The 17373-nt window shown below is 69.7% G+C and carries 17 protein-coding genes and 1 tRNA gene; 9 read left to right on the top strand and 9 right to left on the bottom strand.

All coding sequences use genetic code 11. The features are described 5' to 3' along the window. Nucleotides 1-16: 16 nt before the first annotated feature. Nucleotides 17-424, top strand: coding sequence for a RidA family protein (locus tag NO364_RS10315; protein ID WP_157690858.1), 408 nt, complete (start codon nt 17-19; stop codon nt 422-424). Here NO364_RS10315 and NO364_RS10310 read toward each other — a convergent pair. Then, a complete protein-coding gene (locus NO364_RS10310) occupies nt 421-1149 on the bottom strand; it encodes a hypothetical protein (protein ID WP_257627466.1) in 729 nt (242 codons plus the stop codon). The two genes, NO364_RS10315 and NO364_RS10310, sit on opposite strands and share 4 nt — an antisense overlap. Before the next feature lie 94 nt (nt 1150-1243). Here NO364_RS10310 and radB point away from each other — a divergent pair, with 94 nt between their 5' ends. After that, nucleotides 1244-1954 carry a DNA repair and recombination protein RadB gene (radB, locus tag NO364_RS10305; RefSeq protein ID WP_199243683.1) on the top strand — a complete coding sequence of 237 codons (711 nt, stop codon included), beginning with the start codon at nt 1244-1246 and terminating at the stop codon, nt 1952-1954. Here the strand turns inward: radB and NO364_RS10300 are convergent. The 5 genes from NO364_RS10300 to NO364_RS10280 all read right to left on the bottom strand — a co-directional run bounded on the left by NO364_RS10300 (nt 1949) and on the right by NO364_RS10280 (nt 4792). Then, the gene (locus NO364_RS10300; protein WP_157690861.1) at nt 1949-3097 is read right to left on the bottom strand and encodes a CBS domain-containing protein; all 1149 of its coding nucleotides are present in this window, start codon (nt 3095-3097) and stop codon (nt 1949-1951) included. The genes radB and NO364_RS10300 overlap by 6 nt on opposite strands. A 466-nt stretch (nt 3098-3563) precedes the next feature. Further along, nucleotides 3564-3638: transfer RNA gene (locus NO364_RS10295), tRNA-Val, on the bottom strand. Nucleotides 3639-3680: 42 nt separating this feature from the next. Beyond that, nucleotides 3681-3938, bottom strand: a complete 258-nt coding sequence (locus NO364_RS10290) for a DUF7553 family protein (protein WP_157690862.1) — start codon at nt 3936-3938, stop codon at nt 3681-3683. A gap of 84 nt (nt 3939-4022) precedes the next feature. Continuing rightward, nucleotides 4023-4556: a cob(I)yrinic acid a,c-diamide adenosyltransferase gene (locus NO364_RS10285; RefSeq protein WP_257627465.1), complete on the bottom strand. Its 534-nt coding sequence runs from the start codon at nt 4554-4556 to the stop codon at nt 4023-4025. Continuing rightward, nucleotides 4553-4792, bottom strand: coding sequence for a glutaredoxin family protein (locus NO364_RS10280; protein WP_257627464.1), 240 nt, complete (start codon nt 4790-4792; stop codon nt 4553-4555). The genes NO364_RS10285 and NO364_RS10280 overlap by 4 nt, the downstream gene beginning before the upstream one ends. A gap of 249 nt (nt 4793-5041) precedes the next feature. Here NO364_RS10280 and NO364_RS10275 point away from each other — a divergent pair, with 249 nt between their 5' ends. After that, entirely contained in the window at nt 5042-6013 is a 972-nt protein-coding gene (locus tag NO364_RS10275) for a transcription initiation factor IIB (RefSeq protein WP_257627463.1), read from the top strand. Here NO364_RS10275 and NO364_RS10270 read toward each other — a convergent pair whose 3' ends face one another. Further along, nucleotides 6014-6565, bottom strand: a complete 552-nt coding sequence (locus NO364_RS10270) for a hypothetical protein (RefSeq protein ID WP_257627462.1) — start codon at nt 6563-6565, stop codon at nt 6014-6016. An 85-nt stretch (nt 6566-6650) separates the two neighbouring features. Between NO364_RS10270 and NO364_RS10265 the strand changes: the two genes are divergently transcribed. The 3 genes from NO364_RS10265 to NO364_RS10255 are packed head-to-tail and all read left to right on the top strand — an operon-like array spanning nt 6651 to nt 10435. Next, complete coding sequence (locus NO364_RS10265; RefSeq protein ID WP_257627461.1) at nt 6651-7112, top strand: hypothetical protein; 462 nt, start codon at nt 6651-6653, stop codon at nt 7110-7112. Beyond that, entirely contained in the window at nt 7109-7720 is a 612-nt protein-coding gene (locus NO364_RS10260; RefSeq protein ID WP_257627460.1) for a hypothetical protein, read from the top strand. Before NO364_RS10265 ends, NO364_RS10260 begins: the two co-directional genes overlap by 4 nt. 39 nt (nt 7721-7759) lie before the next feature. Then, nucleotides 7760-10435, top strand: coding sequence for an AAA domain-containing protein (locus tag NO364_RS10255; protein ID WP_257627459.1), 2676 nt, complete (start codon nt 7760-7762; stop codon nt 10433-10435). Between the two features lie 14 nt (nt 10436-10449). Here NO364_RS10255 and NO364_RS10250 read toward each other — a convergent pair whose 3' ends face one another. Continuing rightward, nucleotides 10450-12183: a sensor histidine kinase gene (locus NO364_RS10250; protein ID WP_257627458.1), complete on the bottom strand. Its 1734-nt coding sequence runs from the start codon at nt 12181-12183 to the stop codon at nt 10450-10452. A 176-nt stretch (nt 12184-12359) separates the two neighbouring features. Next, a complete protein-coding gene (locus NO364_RS10245) occupies nt 12360-15122 on the bottom strand; it encodes an ATP-dependent helicase (RefSeq protein WP_257627457.1) in 2763 nt (920 codons plus the stop codon). Between the two features lie 86 nt (nt 15123-15208). Here NO364_RS10245 and NO364_RS10240 point away from each other — a divergent pair, with 86 nt between their 5' ends. From NO364_RS10240 to NO364_RS10230, 3 genes are all read left to right on the top strand, one after another. After that, the gene (locus tag NO364_RS10240; protein WP_157690872.1) at nt 15209-15493 is read left to right on the top strand and encodes a hypothetical protein; all 285 of its coding nucleotides are present in this window, start codon (nt 15209-15211) and stop codon (nt 15491-15493) included. Nucleotides 15494-15619: 126 nt separating this feature from the next. Next, nucleotides 15620-16624: a mevalonate kinase gene (gene mvk, locus NO364_RS10235; RefSeq protein WP_257627456.1), complete on the top strand. Its 1005-nt coding sequence runs from the start codon at nt 15620-15622 to the stop codon at nt 16622-16624. Beyond that, a complete protein-coding gene (locus NO364_RS10230; RefSeq protein ID WP_157690874.1) occupies nt 16621-17367 on the top strand; it encodes an isopentenyl phosphate kinase in 747 nt (248 codons plus the stop codon). Before mvk ends, NO364_RS10230 begins: the two co-directional genes overlap by 4 nt. The last annotated feature ends 6 nt before the right edge of the window (nt 17368-17373 follow it).

The following is a 17373-nucleotide window of genomic DNA, read 5'->3' as shown; positions in this document are numbered from 1 at the left end:
GCGTCGAGCGCCCGACATGGAGCGAGAACGCGTCTCCTCGGGTACAGAGTGGGAATCGGCGGTCGGCTACTCGCGGGCGGTCCGCGCCGGCGACGAGATCCACGTCTCGGGGACCACGGCGACCGACGACGACGGCGCGGTGGTCGGTCCCGGCGATCCCTACGCACAGACCCGTCGCGCGATCGAGAACGTCGACACGGCGCTCGCGGCACTCGACGCCTCGCTGTCCGACGTGGTGCGGACCCGGCTGTTCGTGACCGACATCGACGACTGGGAGGCCATCGGTCGCGCCCACGCCGAGGCGTTCGACGAGAGCGAGGAACGACGTTCCTCGGGAGGGCGGCCGGCCACGACGATGGTGCAGGTCGAGCGGTTGATCGACCCCGAGATGCTGATCGAGGTGGAGGCGACGGCGCGCGTCTAGTCGCGGTGCTCGTCCAGCGCCTCCTTGACGGTGAGGTCGCCGACGGCGACTCGGCGGGCGAGCGCGTCGTCGATGGTCCGGTCGTCAGTCGAAACGCGCCGCGAGCGGTCCTTGATCCGCTGGAGTTCGCCGGCGGTGGGTTCGATCTCCCGCGAGTCGACCCGTTCGCCCTCCAGACGGGCGATGTTGACCGCGGCGAGGACGTCGCCCATCCCCCGAGTGCCGGTTCCGAGGTAGGGGGTCGTCCCCGTCTCGTCGACGAGTTCCACGGTCACGTCGTCGAGGTCGTCGACGAGTCGGGCCCCCTGGATGCGGGCGCCGTCGCCGATCCGGACCAGCGGGTCGACCGCGTCCGCGACCTCCCGGCGGATCGTCTCGACGGCGTCGGCGAGGGGGACGTGAAAGGCCGCGACGACCGTCTCGCCGGCGAGGACAGCGACTCCCGGCCGGGTGCCGGGATCGACCCCGACGACGGTCCGGCCTTCGCCGCCACGCAGGAGTGCGAGTGCCTCGTCGACGGCGCGTCTGGCCTCGTCGGCCGTCGCGGTGACGCGGTCCACGTCGGCGTCACCGTCGATGTGGTCGTCCGGCGCCGTGACGACGACCGACGTCCCCTCGGGCAGGTCGTCGTCCGGTTCGACCGTGGTGAACGCCACGCCGCGCTCCCGGAGGAGGTCGACGACCTCGTGGTACAGCTCGAAGTCCGCGGTGGCGACGACGATCACGACCTCCCTTCGACGCCGCGGCGGTAAAACGTATCGCGGTCGAGCGACGACCGCGGTGTCGAGGGTTTATGACCCGGAACGACCGATGAGGTGTGTGTCCGAGTCAGAGCCAGCGCCAGTGTCGACCGGCTGTGCCCCGCTCGACGACCTTCTGGGCGGCGGCTTCGAACGCGGTACCGTCACCCAACTGTACGGTTCGCCGGCCGCCGGCAAGACGAACGTCGCGCTCTCCGCGGCCGTCCAGGTCGCCGCCGAGGGGGGGACCGCGGTGTACATCGACACCGAGGGGCTCTCGGTCGAACGGTTCGGACAGCTCGCGACGGGGGTTCTCGGTGACGACGGGGACCTGGAGGCGGTTACCTCCCGCATCGTCGTCACCGAGGCTCACGACTTCGCCGAACAGGAAGAGGCCGTCCGCGACGCCGCCGACTTCGCCTCCCGGGCGGAGCTGATCGTCCTCGACAGCGCCACGGGCTTCTATCGGCTCGAACGCCGCGACGGCGACGAGGGCGAGACGCTCAGACGGGTGGGGCGGCAGGTGACCCACCTCTTGTCGCTCGCGCGGAAACACGACCTCGCGGTCGTCGTCACCAACCAGGTGTTCACCGATCCCGACGCCGACCGGACGCGAGCGCTCGGCGGGAACACGCTCAACCACTGGACGGGGACGGTCGTCCGCCTGGATCGGTTCCGCGGCGGCAACCGGCGAGCCACGCTGGAGAAACACCGGTCGAAGCCCGCCGGCGAGACGGTCACCTTCCGCATCACCGGCGACGGCCTGGCCGCGGGCGAGGAGAGCCTATAGTTCGCCGAGTTTCCGGAGCAGTTGCCCGCGGTACTGCTCGTCGGCCCGAAGTCCCTTCAGTTCGAGGACGTTTCGCTCGAGCGTGTCGGCCGCGACGTGGAAGGCGTGATCGGCGCCGTACCCCTCGCCGGAGCCGGCGACCTGCCCGTGGTTGGTCCGCAGGCGGATCTGACACTGGATCAGGGGCGTTCCACGGAGCTTCTCCTTGTGCTCGTGGAAGCGCACGTGGGCGTGGTGGACCTGCATCTTCTGGTACTTGTCCGCCACGTCGGTGATGCCCTCGACGATCTCCTCGCGGGCGATGGTGTCGAGCAGGGCCACGTTGGTGATCTGGACGTCCATCTGTCCTTCCTCGGTGAAGGTGAGCGCGCGGAGCACGTCGGTCTTGGTGAGCACGCCGGCCACCGTCCCGTCGTCGGCCTCGGTCGGCGTGACCACCAGACCGGACACGTCGTTGTCGAGCATCGTCCGCACGGCGTCCTCGACGGTCTCGTCGGCGGTCGTCGTCAGGACGGGGCTGGTCATCAGGTCGTAGACGGGCAGATCGAGCATCCGATCGAGGTCGCCCCGGCGGTCGCCGCGACCCTGCCGGTCGGCGTCACGGACGACGAAGTCGACGATGTCGTGGGTGGTCAACACGCCGGCGAGCGACCCGTCATCGTCGTCGACGACGGGCAGTCGCGAGACGCCGTGCTCGCGCAGTCGGTTGATCGCCTGTCCGACGTGGGCCTTCTCGCCGATGGTGATCACGTCGTCGGTCTGGATCTGTTCGACGGTCAGCGCGTCGAGGCTGTCGAGAACCGCCTCCAGGATGGCGTCGGCGGTGACGATCCCCCAGAGCTTCTCGCCCTCGTAGACGGGGGCGACCTTGGTTCCCCCCTCGACGAGGACCCGGGCGACCTCGCGGACGTCCTCCGTGCGGTCGACCCGCGGGGCGGACTTCATCAGCACGTCGGCCTTGGTGTCGTCTTCGATCCGCGATCGAACCAAGTCGCGTTCGCCGATGACGCCGGCGTACTCGCCGTCCCGAGTGACGATGAGCCCCTTGGGGTTCTCGCGTTCGAAGATGGAACGGACCTTCCCCAAGCGCTCGCCCGCGTCGACTTCGATGTATTCGGGAGTCGCAATATCGGAGATATCCATAGCTACACGTGAACCGCCCGGTGGCTTGAAAGTTGTTTCTTGCGTGTGTCGGCGTGGAACCGCGGTTGTCACCGGTAGCTCGGTACGATGCAGGGGAAGTGGGTTGGGGCGGATTCGAACCGCGAGGACTCGCTTCGCTCGTCCTCTGGGACCGAATCCGCCGACCACTTCGACGACGAACGGACTCCTCGCTTCGCTCGTCGTCGTTGCGTCGGCAGAAGTGGGTTGGGGCGGATTCGAACGCTGGCGGACTCCCGCCGGTCGTCCGCTGCCTCCCGCCTCGCTCCGCTCGGCGGGAACGCCGGCCTGTTCCATCCCTCCTTCAGGAACGTCAGGAAAACGAGTGGGTTGGGGTGGATTCGAACCGCGAGGACTCGCTTCGCTCGTCCTCTGGGACCGAATCCGCCGACCACTTCGACGACGAACGGACTCCTCGCTTCGCTCGTCGTCGTTGCGTCGGCAGAAGTGGGTTGGGGCGGATTCGAACCGCCGGCCTGCTCCGTGTGAAGGAGCCGTCATAACCGGGCTAGACCACCAACCCGCGCAGTACGTCGGTACCGGCGACGCCGACTTAAGGATTGTCTTACTCGCCCGAGCGGTACCGACGGATGCGCTCGCGGGCGTCCTCGATGGCCGTCTTCGCCTCGCCCTCGGCCCGGGATTCCAGTTCCTGCAGGTCGTCCTGTAGCTTCTCCAGGCGCGACGGTTCCGGCTCCTTCTCCTCCCCGGTGAGCTCCCGGAATCGCTCCTCCAGCGGATCGAGTTCCTCGATGACGCCTTCCTTCGCGTGCTCGCCGGCGCGGCCGATGTAGTACAGTGCGTCTTCGAAGTGTTTGTTCATATGTGACCAGACGTGGACGACAAATATAGCTCTTGTGGGGGATGACCGGCCGTCGGCACGGGGGCGCGGTGGTGTGTCGCCCGTTCAGTACGTCGGGCGGTCCTCGCGGACGCCGTCGCGGGCGTTGACGAGGCGACCGAACGTAAACAGCGCGTCGGAGAGCCGGTTCAGGTAGGCGACGGCGACGGGGTTCACCGGGTCGGCGTCGGCTAGGTCGACCGCCCGCCGTTCGGCCCGCCTGACGACCGTTCGGGCGTGATGGAGGGCGGAGCCGGCCTCGCTCCCGCCGGGGAGGACGAACGACTGCAGCGGATCGAGTTCCGCCTCGGCCTCGTCGATCCACGCCTCCAGTTCCTCGACGTGGGCCTCGTCGACGGCAGGGTCGTCGTCGTCCGGGTCGGGGTTCGCGAAGTCCGCTTGGACGATGTGGAGGTGGTTCTGGATCCGTTCGAGCCGGTCGTCGACGTCGTCGTACCCCGACGGTCGGATCGTCCCGATGAGGGCGTTCGCCTCGTCGACGGTGCCGTAGGCCTCGATCCGGGGACTCGTCTTCGAGACGCGGGACATGTCCCGCAGGTCGGTCATGCCCTCGTCGCCGCGGCCGGTGTAGACCGTCATGCCAGGGTTCGCTCGACGTACTGCAGGATGTTGTCGCTCTCGGCCATCGTGACGCCGTGTTCGTCGTCGACGAGGACCGGGACGCCTCGCTGGCCGCTGACTCGCTTTACCTCGTTTCGTTCCGAGTGGAGCGCCTCGACCCAGACGGTGTCGTAGGTGACGTCGTGTGCCGCGAGCGCGTCGTGGATCTTCTCACAGTACGGGCAGCCGTCGAGCGCGTACAGCGTGATCGACATACCGCGGGTTCGGTCGCTGCGGTCAAGTAGCTTGGCCCACGCGACGAGCGAAATAGATATATACGTCGCCGGCGCGTCCGTGTGCCTCACTCACACGGCAAAATACCCGTGTAAGACCGTTAACGACCCGAATTCGGGCGTTTCGGTGCCGAAACGTTTATAACTGTCACGACCGTACTTTTGGTTAAGGACCCACCCGCCGTTCGTCTCTTCGCTTCTCTCTCGGTACGGGGGCATCCGACACCAACCATGAGCGAAACAACGACATACAGTACCACGGACGCGGCCGAGCGAGAACAGGAACGAACGGACGAGCGGACGGCCCCGAACTGCCCCGAGTGTAGCGGCTCCCTCGTGACCGACGAGGAACACGGCGAGACCGTGTGTGCCGACTGTGGGCTCGTCGTCGAGGAGGACGAGATCGACCACGGCCCCGAGTGGCGCGCCTTCGACTCCAGCGAGCGCGACTCCAAGTCCCGCGTGGGTGCCCCGACGACCCAGATGATGCACGACAAGGGGCTGTCGACGAACATCGGCTGGCAGGACAAGGACGCCTACGGGCGGGCGCTCTCCTCGCGCCAGCGTGAGAAGATGCAGCGCCTGCGGACCTGGAACGAGCGGTTCCGCACCCGTGACTCGAAGGAGCGCAACCTCAAGCAGGCCCTCGGCGAGATCGATCGCATGGCCTCGGCGCTCGGCCTGCCCGAGAACGTCCGCGAGACCGCGAGCGTCATCTACCGCCGCGCGCTCGCCGACGACCTCCTACCCGGCCGATCGATCGAGGGCGTCGCCACCAGCGCGCTGTACGCCGCCGCGCGCCAGGCCGGCACCCCACGAAGCCTCGACGAGATCGCCACCGTCTCCCGCGTCGAGAAGATGGAGCTGACCCGGACGTACCGCTACGTCGTCCGCGAACTCAAACTCGAGGTCAAACCCGCCGACCCCGAGCAGTACGTCCCGCGCTTTGCCTCCGATCTCGACCTCTCGGAGGAGGTGAGCCGACAGGCCCGCGAACTGCTCCGCTCCTCGCGCGAGCGCGGCGTCCACAGCGGCAAGAGCCCGGTCGGCCTCGCGGCCGCCGCCGTCTACGCCGCCGCCCTCCTCACCAACGAGACGGTGACCCAGAGCGAGGTCAGCGAGGTGGCCAACATCAGCGAGGTCACCATCCGCAACCGGTACAAGGAGCTCCTCGAAGCCAAGGGCGCCGCCGACGCCGCGTAGTCACTGGAAGCCGCGGCCGACGCCGTCGTTTTCGATCAGATCATCGAGTTCCGCATCGAGCAGTTCCTCCGCCTCCTCGAACGTCTCCGAGAGTGCGTCCAGCGGCTCGGGGCGGTCCGCGAGGTCGAAGGACATCGGTCCGTAGGCCGGGCTGTCGACGGTCTCCATCACGTCCTCGAAGAAGTCCTCGGGCGTCGTCGGTGCCTCGGCGTGAACCCGTACCGTCTCGGCCAGCCGTCTGGCCGTCGACTCGGCCTCGTCCTCGTTCTCCGGCGGCGACTGGACCGCGAAGCGCCGGGGGCGGTCCTCGGTCGGGAAGTGAGCGGCGATGTCGTCGTCGAGCGACCGGGTGACCTTCGTGCCGACGCCCCGGACGTCGTACGGGTTCTTCGCGTACGTCTTCAGGTGGTAGACGCCGACGCCCGGATGGCCGAGATAGAGATCCTCGCCGACGCCGTCACGGCGCTGTCCGGCGACGGCACGCCACCCGTCCGGGTCGACGGTTCCTTCGCTCACGTCGTCGAGGATGTCCTGCCACTCTCTGACCCGCATGGGCCGCGGTTGACGAGCGATCCCCGAGAGTGTATCGGTCGCGGAGACGCCCACCTTCATAGGTCGCGGGACGCAAACTCGGGCAATGCCCGAAATCGAGATCACCTCGGAACAGGAGGAGCGTCTGCGCGCCCTCCAGGAGGAGATCGCGCGCGACGTGGTCGGCAAGTACGGCCACGTCCGGCCCCGCGACGCCGTCGAATATCTCCTCGATCGCTACGAGGACGACGAGGAGGCGGACCCCGCGAACGCGGCGGACGACGCCGACGGGGGCGACTCGGTCGGCGGCACCGAGGCCGCGACGGCCCGTGTCGTCGACGACGACGACGACGGCGAGGCCGCGGACGGGACGACCGACGGCGACCCCACGACCGGCGGCGACGACGCCATGCTGAACGAGATGATGAGTCTGCTGGACACCCACGACGACAAGTGGGGCGAGTCCGACGGCGACGAGCGGTACGCGGTCGAACTGCCCGACGGGACGACCGAGCAGGTCCGGACCAAAGACGACGTGAAGGCGCTCCTGTTCAAACATTACCGATGACGGGGCTCCTCGATGGCCTCCGCGCGTGGCTCGGCTCCTTTTTGGGCGACGGGACTGATGGCGACGACGCGCCCCCGGATGACGAGGATCGGTTCGCGGGCGAGTCCCCCACCGTCGTCCACCGGGACGACCGACCGTTGGAGACGCCGTCGGATCTCGATCCATCGCCCCCCTCGGAGGGTGAAACGTCGTCGGGGACGGTTCCGAACGCTGCCACGACCGAGGACGGCGACGACACGTCGGGCGACGGCGAGGACGTCGAGCGCCCCGACCGGGTGTCCATCCCCGACGCCGAGTCGGTGGCCGGCGGGACCGATGCGCCGACGGCGGGCGAGCGAGCGGTCGACGTCGACGACCCGACCGGCGACCGCGAGATGGCGGACGACGACCCGACCGGCGACGTCGTCTGTGCAGTCTGCGGGACGGCCGTCGAGGACCCGACCGGGGCGTGCCCGCTGTGCGGGTCGACGGACGTGCGGTCGGCCGAAGCCGGGGACGGCCCGCCCGGGTCGCCGCGGGGGCGAACCACGGTCTCGGCGGCGGACGACGAGGCGGTCGACCGCCTCGGCGACGTCCGGAGCGGCGAGGGGGACGGCGACGGTGGGTGACCCGCAGGGTTTTTCGCCGGCGACCGCCCACCCCCGGTCGTGAACCTCCGCGGGACGATCATCGACGTCGGCGAGGTGCGAAGCGTCTCGACGCGACACGGCGAACGCGAACTCGTCGAGGCGACGATCCGTCCCGAGCGCATCGACGGCGAGGGGGCGACGACGGCCGACGGATCGGTCACGGTGACGCTCTGGGGGAAGTGGACCCACACCGCCGAGCATGCGGGCGAGGGGATGGACCTCCTCGTGACCGAGGCCGAAGAGACGGAGTTCCGGGGCGAGCGGGGATACGCGACGACCGGCGACTCCTACGTCGTCCTCGAACCCGACTTCCTCGTGGACGTGACCGACGTGCGCTCGTGGGTGCAGTGTCCGCGGATGTACTACCTGAACAAGCTCTCGGGCGTGCCACTCGCCTACCCCGTCGTCAAGGGGACCATCGTCCACGAGGTGTTCGGCGACCTGTTGCGGGGCCGTGACCTCGACGCCGCCGTCGCGGACCACGTCGAAGCCGCGGGGCTGGAACTCGGGTTGCTGGGCCGCGAGGCCGAGGAGGTCCGCGACGAGGTGCGCCGGAACGCCGCCGCCATCGAGGGGTGGCTGGCACAGGGTACCCTCACCGACGAGGACGAGTGGCGCTCGGAGTACACGCTCATCAGTCCCACCTTCGGCATCAAGGGACGCGCCGACGCGCTCCGGCGCGGGATGCCGGTCGAACTCAAGACGGGGAAAAACACCAAGCGCGACCCGCGCTTTCACGACAAGATCCAGGCGGCGACGTACGCCCTCCTGCTCGGCGAGTCGGGCGACCCGCCGGACACGGGGACGCTCCTCTACACGAAGAACGCGGCCCTCGACCGGAGCGAGGCGAGCGGCGACCTCTCCCCGGCCAAGGAGTTCTCGGTCGGGCGCGGGTTGCTGGAGTTCGTCGTCCGGACGCGCAACGAGATCGCGGCCGCCGAGGCCGAGCGTCGCGTCCCTACGGGCTACGAGGCCGACGCCAAATGCGAGTGGTGCTTCGAGCAGGACACCTGCATGGTCGTCTCGGGGCGCCTCGATCAGGAGTCCAAGGCCGGACAGGTCGGCACCGCCATCCCCGAGGAGGAACGCGAGTACTTCGAGACGTTCTACCGGGCCATCGAGGACGAGCGCCGGGCGGTCCACGCGGAGTACCGGAAGCTGTGGGAACAGCGACCGGCCGAGCGGGCGGCGGCCGACCGCGCCCTGATCGACTTGGAGCCGCTCGACCGTCGGCAGCTCCCCGACGGCGACTGGGAACTCCGGGCACGGGTCCCCGACGGCGCCGTCTCGAAACTCCGCGAGGGCGACGTCGCCCTCGCCAGCGCGGGCGACCCCATCGACGGCGACGCCGAACTCGGGCGGATCGAGGAACTCGGCGACGAGGCGGTCGTCAGGGCGGACGAACCGCTCGACCTACGACGGCTCGACGTCTACCCCTCGGAGATTTCGGTCTCGCGCCAGCTGACGGCACTCCACGACGCGCTCCTGAAGGGCGACCCCGAGCGGAAGGACGTCCTGTTCGGCCGGCGGGACCCCACCTTCAACGAGGTGACGGAGACGTTCGTCGACAACAACGATGCCCAAAACGACGCCGTCCGGCGGGCCGTCGGCGCCGAGGATTTCGCGCTCGTCCACGGCCCGCCGGGGACGGGCAAGACCTACACCATCGCCCACCTCGTCCGAGCGCTGGTCGAACGCGGCGAGCGGGTCCTCCTCTCGGCGTTTACGAACCGTGCCGTCGACAACGCCCTCGAAGCCCTCCGGGAACAGGGGTTCGAGGACGTGGCCCGGGTGGGCACGGCGACTGGCGTCCGCGAGGACATGCTCGACGTGCGCCTGGAGCGCCGGGGCGAGCCGAACGACCGGGCGGCCGCGCTCCGGTCGGCGCCCGTCGTCGCCGCCACCACCGCCACCTGTGGCTCCCGGGAGCTCCGCGAGGATTCCTTCGACGTCGCCGTCGTCGACGAGGCGTCGCAGTTGACGGAGCCGGGGACGCTCGCGGCCATCAACCTCGCGGACCGGTTCGTTCTCGTCGGCGACCACCAGCAACTCCCGCCGGTCGTCCAGTCGGGCGACGAACGGCTCGCTACATCGCTGTTCGAGCGCCTCCACGACGCGCATCCCGACGCCGCGACCATGCTCGACAGACAGTACCGCATGAGCCAGCGCATCCAGGCCTTTGCCTCCCGGGAGTTCTACGACGGCGCGCTCCGTCCGGCGACCCCCGAGGTGGCCGGCGGGACGCTTTCCGACCTCCCGGGCGTCGACGGGGCGGCCCTCGGTCCGGAACTTCGGCGGGGCGTCCGATTTATCGACCCCGACGGGTGCCGCGAGGGCAACGCCAACCCCGTCGAGGCCGAGCGGGTGGCCGCCGTCGTCGCGGAGTACCTCGACGCCGGCGTCGACCCCGACGACGTGGTGGTGATCGCCCCCTTCCGCGCGCAGGTGGCGGAGATCAGCCGCCGGGTGGACGTGGCCGTCGACACCGTCGACCGCTTCCAGGGGTCGAGCGCCGAGGTGGTCGTCGTCTCCTTCGTCGCCACCGGCGACCTCGACGGCCCCATCTTCGAGGATACCCGGCGGGTGAACGTGGCGCTCACGCGGGCGAAGAAGTCGCTCGTCCTCGTCGGGGACGCCGGGGCGCTGGCGTCGGAGCCGTTCTACGCCCGGATGCTGGACTGGGCGCGGCGGTGACGACGACCCGAGACCTACGCCGCCTCGACGCCGGTTATCTCGAAGCGCGCCCCGCCCGCCGCGCTCTCGGCGGCGCGGACGGACCAACCGTGTGCCTCGGCGATCCGTTCGACGATGTGTAATCCGAGCCCGCTCCCCTCGTCCCCGGTCGAGTAGCCGCTCTCGAACACCCGCTCGTGCTCCGCCGCGTCGATCCCCGAGCCGTCGTCCGCCACGAAGAAGCCGTCCTCGACCGCACCGACCGTGACCGTGACGCCGTCGTCGTTGCCCGCTCCGTGTTCGACGCTATCGTCGGCCTCCGGCCGGCTGTCGGTCGACCCGTGTTCGACGCTGTTCCGCACGAGGTTCTCCAGCAGCTGCTGGAGGCGGGTCCGGTCGGCGACGACCGTCAGGTCCGTCTCGACGGAGAGAGTCGCGCCGTCGGTCTCGACGTTCCGCCAGCAGCGCCGGGCGACCGCCGGCAGGTCGACCGCCTCCGTCTCGTCGATGGAGCGCCCGCTCCGTGCCAGGGTCAGGAGGTCCTCGATCAGGGTCTCCATCCGCTCGTGCGATCGCAGCACTTCGTCGAGGTGGTCGCTGTCACACTCCTGACGGGCCAGCTCGGCGTGTCCCGCGGCGACGTTCAGCGGGTTTCTAAGGTCGTGAGAGACGACGCTCACGAACTCGTCGAGGCGCTCGTTCTGTCGTTCGAGTTCCCGCTCACGGTTCCTGCGCTCGGTCACGTCCTCGATCACCACCGTCCGACCGAGTCGGACCTCGCGATCGCCGAGGCGGCCCGCGTGCGACCGGGTGTGATACACCGGCGACTGCTTGATCCGGTAGTGGCGCTCCCCGCCGTCCCGCCGGAGCGTGATCTCCCGTTCGTCCTCGCCGGCATCGATCGCGTCCAGCAGCGGCGGATACGCGGAGAGCGCCGCCGTGACGGGGGTCCCGACGTCGTCGTCGTCGAGGTCGAGGAGGTCGCGCGCCCGTGGATTGGTGTCGAGGACGCGGTCCTCCGTGTCCAGCGCGATGACGGGATCGGCCATGCCGTCGATGAGCGTCTTGCGGGCGACCTGTCTCGTTTCGAGTAGATCGACCCGGAACACGCCCCAGAGCGTGGCGAAACACCAGCCGACGATCCCGACGGTCGCGAGGTTGAACGCCGGATGGATCGGTGCGAGCGACTCCCAGAGGAAGAAGGCGATTCCGAGCAGAAAGCCCACGACGACGGCTGTGATCTGCTCGCGGTAGATCCCGTCCGCGTTCGCCAGTTCGACGGTCAACAGGGTGACGCTGGCGAGGATGATCGCCAGCGAGACGAGCGTATGCATCCAGAAGAGCGGGCCGTAGGTGGCGGTGAACACGCCCATGGCCGTCAGTTCGGGTGGGCCTCGAAGCAGGTCGTGTGCGGGATCGGTCAGCGAGACTGCTAGGATCACCACCACCACGCCGACCAGCGGCCCCGTGACCGCCGGCCGCAGGTACCGCTCGCGCCGCGTGAACTCGGCGGCGAGGTAGAACGACTCGACGGCGAGGGCGGCCGTCAGTGGATACTGGAGGCCCGTGACCAGCTCCCACAGCATCGGGTCGCCGACGGTCGACTCGACGACGCTCGTCGCCGCGTAGGCGACGCCCGTGACCGCCATCGCCAGCAGGGGAGTTCCCCCCGGCCTGTCGCGGTAGGTCCACGCCACGAACGCCACGACCGTCGCTGTCGCGCCGACGACGAGCTCCAGCAGCACGAACAGCGTGAGCGAGAGATCCATCTACCCGAGAGCGTGAGCCGACCTTACCATGACGACCGTCCTATGTCCCACATCGTGGCCCCCCGACCGTCCCCGGCGATAGCCGAATTACCGTTTCCGTCACCCGATCGTATTTGCCACACCGACAAATGTCCGTTGGTCGATCCGTCCGCCCGCCGGGCCGGTCAGTCGTGCCGTTACCCGTCGCCGTCCGCTCCGCGTGGCCCGTTACCGCCGGCGACATCGGCGTCGCTTCCCGCCGACCTCCCGTCGATATCCGCCAGCACCCGCTCGTGGAACTCCCGGAGCACCGCGTCCTCGTCCTCGGCGAGGACGGTGTCGGTGGCGGCGAGGGTCGCCAGGCCGAAGGCCCGCGGCGTGGGCGTCTCGACCGTCCGCTCGCTGATCTCGATTTTCCCCGACCGGATCCCCCGAAGCACGCGTTCGAGCCCCTCGACGTGGAGTTTGTCCTCCAGTAGCTCCCGGTCGGTCTCCTCGATCACCGCGAAGTCCTCCAGGTCGTCGGCCAGCGAGAGGAGCGTCTCGCTTTCGACCTGCTGGCGAGCCGCCGACTTCTCCGTCCCCTTGTACCGTTTCAGGATCATCAGCGAGCGCGTGGCGTCGATCCGGAAGTACCGCTTGCGGAGGTCGGTCCCCCGGAGGGCCGCCCGGAGTTCCGCCCGCACGTCGTCGGGGTCGAGTCCCCGGAGGAGGCCGGCGACGTCGATCCGGCGGTTCAGCGGCATCGAGAGGACGAAGCCGTTGTCGGCGACCGCGACGGTGACGTTCGCCGTCGCCTCGTTGGCACACTTCGCGGCCAGCAGCCGCGAGAGGCCGTCGTTGCACCGCCGCCCGTAGACAGCGTGGACGTAGTACCGGCGGCGGTAGGTCTCCCGGTCGCGTACCTCCTCGATGGCGAGGCGGGTCGGCGTCGAGACGCTCTCCGCGCCGGCGAAGGCGACCTGCTGGTCGTAGAGGCGGGTCAGCGCCCGCACCGCCCGTTCCGACAGGACGTCGCTCCGGAGCCAGTCCCGGGCCGCCGGCGGACCGCCCTCGCCGAGACGGTCGAGGAGGTCGCGCTGGAAGGCGAGGATCTCCCGCGCGAGGTCCGCCGAGAGCGGCAGGCGCTCGGAGTACCACGAGGGCACCGTCGGCCGGGCGGCGGTGCGGTCGACGTACACCTTCGAACCGCGACGGTAGCGGAACTCGAAGCGCTCGCCGCCGATGACGAACACGTCGCCCGGATCGAGGGTGTCGAGGTAGTCCTCGTCGAGTTGGCCGACCCACTCCTCGCCGCCGCGAACGAACACGTCACAGGCGAAGGAGTCGGGGATGGTCCCGACGTTCGTCAGGTAGATCATCCGCGCGAGGCGGCCCCGCTTGCCGATCAGTGGCTCGCCGACCGGGAACGACGGGTGGTGGTGCTCGCCGTCCGGCGGGTCGTTCCGGTCCCGCCAGACCTTCGCGTAGACGTTTCGCTCCTCCAGTCCCTCGTAATCGGCGGTGAGGTACCGAAAGAGCGTCTCGAAGTCGTCGCCGCCGAAGTTCCGGTAGGGGTAGGCTCGGCGGAGGATCGCCCGCACCTCGGACTCGGGGCGAACGCCGTTGATCGCCATCCCATAGACGTGCTGGGCGGCCACGTCGAAGGCGTTCTCGGGGACGAACACGCGGTCGACGAACCCGGATTCGGCCTTGCGGCCCATCACGGCACACTCGACCAGGTCGTCGCGGTCCAGGGCGACCACGCGCCCCTCGACGACCTGTCCCACTTGGTGGCCAGCCCGTCCGACCCGCTGGAGCAACGCCGCGACGGATTTCGGCGAGCCGACCTGCACTACCAGGTCGACGTGGGGCATGTCGATACCGAGTTCGAGGCTGGTGGAGGTGGTCACCACGTCGAGGTCGCCGGCCTTGAGCGCCGCCTCCACCGCGTCCCGGCGCTCGGCCGAGAGGCTCCCGTGGTGACAGCCGGAGTTCCCGTCGTCGTAGCCGTAGCGCTCGCGGAGCGCCTGCAGGACCCGCTCGGCACCCGAGCGGGTGTTCGTGAACACCAGCGTGTTGGTGTGGGAGTCGACCAGGTCGTGGAGGCGGTCGTAGAAGCGGTCGCGGACGACGTCGCCGGGCGTGGCGACCAGGTCGTCGACCGGGCAGTCGATCCGGAGGTCGAACTCGCGGGCGAAGCGGGCGTCGACCACCTCGCAGTCCCGGGCCGGGCCACCCGGTTCCGCCCGCCCGACGAGGAAGTCGGCGACGGTATCGAGGGGTTCGACCGTCGCCGAACAGCCGATCCGGGTCGGCGAGCCCTCGGTCAGGTCTGCCAGCCGTTCCAACGACACCGAGAGGTGCGTGCCGCGCTTGTTCGCGGCGAGCGCGTGAATCTCGTCGACGACGACGTACTCGACGGTCCGCAGTTTCTCGCGGAACTTCGGGGCGTTGAGCAGGATGGCGAGCGTCTCGGGGGTCGTGTTGAGGATGTGTGGCGTCTCCGCGAGCATCCGCCGGCGGGCGGCGTCGTCGGTGTCGCCGTGGCGGGTGGCCTGTCGCACTTCCGTCGACTCCCCCCGCGTCTCCAGTCGCTCCCGGATGCCGGCCAGCGGGTCAGCGAGGTTCCGCTGGACGTCGTTGGCGAGTGCTTTCAGCGGCGACACGTACAGACAGTACACCGTGTCGTCGAGGCCGTCGGCCCGCTCCCGGCGGAACAGTTCGTTGATGATCGCGATGAAGGAGGCGAGGGTCTTCCCGCTGCCCGTCGGGGCACAGACGAGCGCGTTCTCCCCCTCGTGGACGAGCGGGATGGCGCCCCGCTGTGGCGGCGTGAAGAAGCCGCCGTTCTCGGGGACGTACGCCCCGAACCGGTCGACCCACCAGTCGCGGACGGCGGGGTCGAGCAGTTCGAGGACGTCGACGTCGTCCGCCGCGGCGGCCAGTCGCTCGGGGACCTCCGCCTCGGGCCGATCCATCGGTCTTCCCTTGGTGCGGACGACCAAGTCGGTTGCGTCCGGACACGCAACCGACAATATAAGTCGCGGCTGGCGCTATGGTCGGTATGGTAGACAAGAAGCTCACCCTCCTGGAACTCAACCTCGGCGACGGTACGGTGCAGATCGGTCCCGCGACGCTCGGCGGGTCGTCGGACGACGACGACGCGACCGTCGACGACGAGGACGAGGGCGACGCGGCCGAGGGCTGTGGCTGTCCCGGGCGCAAACTCGGCACACTCCTCCTGGTCCTCGGCGGCCTCGTGCTCCTCGCGGTCGTCGCGAAGAAGCTCCGCGGCGGCGGCGACGACCTCGACGAACTCGAGGACCTCGCCGACCTGGACGAGGAGTGATACCGTCTACGGTACGTCAGTACTGGTGGTTCGCCGAGACGGTCCGGCGAACCACCGGTAACCGGTCACGGTAATCCGTCTGCCCATCCGGACTCCTTAAGCGACGCCCGGTCCGTAGGGGTTCGTATGACGGTATCGAGTGCGCCGGGCAAAGTGTACCTCTTCGGCGAACACGCCGTCGTCTACGGCGAACCCGCCGTCCCGTGTGCCATCGAGCGGCGAGCGACGGTGACCGTCGAGGCCCGCGACGACGACCACGTGCGCGTGGAGGCGTCCGACCTCAGCCTCGACGGCTTCACCGTCGAGTACGCGGGGACGACCGACGGCCGGCCGGACGTGGACGTGCCGGCGTCGCTGGTCGAGGCGGCGATGGGCTACGTCGACGCGGCGGTCGAACAGGCCCGCGAGGCCGTCGGCCGGCCCGACGCCGGCTTCGACATCACCGTCGAGAGTTCCATCCCGCTCGGGGCGGGGCTTGGCTCCTCGGCCGCGGTGACCGTGGCCGGCATCGACGCCGCGACCCGCGAACTCGGCCACGAGCTCCCGGCGCGGGAACTCGCGGACCGCGCGTACCGCGCCGAGGCGGCCGTCCAGGACGGCCAGGCCTCCCGGGCCGACACCTTCTGTTCGGCCGTCGGGGGCGCCGTGCGGGTCGAGGGCGACGACTGCCGGGCCATCGAGACGCCGAACCTCCCCTTCGTCGTCGGGTTCGACGGCGGCGCGGGCGACACCGGCGAACTCGTCGCCGGCGTCCGCGCGCTCAAGGAGGAGTACGATTTCGCGGCCGACACCGTTTCGACCATCGGCGATCTGGTCCGGACGGGCGAACGGCTCCTCGACCCCGAGAACGGGTCGGCCGACGACCGGCTGACGGAACTCGGTCGGCTCATGAACTTCAACCACGGTCTGCTCGAATCCCTGGGCGTCTCCTCGCGGTCGCTCGACAGCATGGTGTGGGCGGCCCGCGAGGCCGGTGCCCACGGCGCGAAACTGACCGGGGCCGGCGGCGGCGGCTGCATCGTCGCCCTCGATCCGACGCCCGAGACGCTGACCGCGCTCCAGTTCACGCCGGGCTGTGAGGAGGCCTTCCGTGCCGAACTCGCGACCGACGGCGTCCGGAGGCTGGAATGACGACCGTCCTCAAACTCGGGGGAAGCCTCGTCACCGACAAGGAGCGCCGGGAGACGCTCGACGACGACGCGCTCTCGGCGGCGACCGACGCCGTCGCCGACGCCGTCGGTGGCGGCGCCCCCGCGGACCTCGCTTTGGTCCACGGCGCCGGGAGCTTCGGCCACCACTACGCCGAGAAACACGGCGTGAGCGTGACCGAAGGGACGACCGACGCGGGCGCGGCCCTCGAGATCCACGGGTCGATGACGACGCTCAACCGGTTCGTCCTCGCGCGACTGCACGACTGCGACGTCCCGGCCCTGCCGGTCCACCCGCTCTCGGCGGGCGCCCGCGACGCCGAGGCGACGCTCGAACTCCCCATCCAGACCGTGCGGACGATGCTCGGCGAGGGGTTCGTCCCCGTCTCGCACGGCGACGTCATCGCCCACGCGGGGAGCGGGACGACGATCATCTCGGGCGACGAGGTGGTGGTCCGGTTCGCGACGGGGCTGGACGCCGACCGGGTCGGCCTCTGTTCGACCGTCGACGGCGTCTACGACGCCGACGGCGCGGTGATCGACCGGATCGATTCCTTCGCGGACGTGGCCGACGCCCTCGGCGGGAGCGACGCCACCGACGTCACCGGCGGGATGGCCGGGAAGGTCCGGACCCTCCTCGACCTCGACGCGCCGGCGTACGTCTTCGGCGCCGACGACCTGCCGGCCTTCCTCGCGGGCGGCGAGCCGGGAACCCGGATCGATTGATACGGA

It is taken from the genome of Haloplanus salinarum, from assembly GCF_024498175.1.
GTDB lineage: Archaea > Halobacteriota > Halobacteria > Halobacteriales > Haloferacaceae > Haloplanus > Haloplanus salinarum.
The sequence above is the reverse complement of the archived record's forward strand: the minus strand, read 5'-3'. Positions and strand labels throughout refer to the sequence as shown.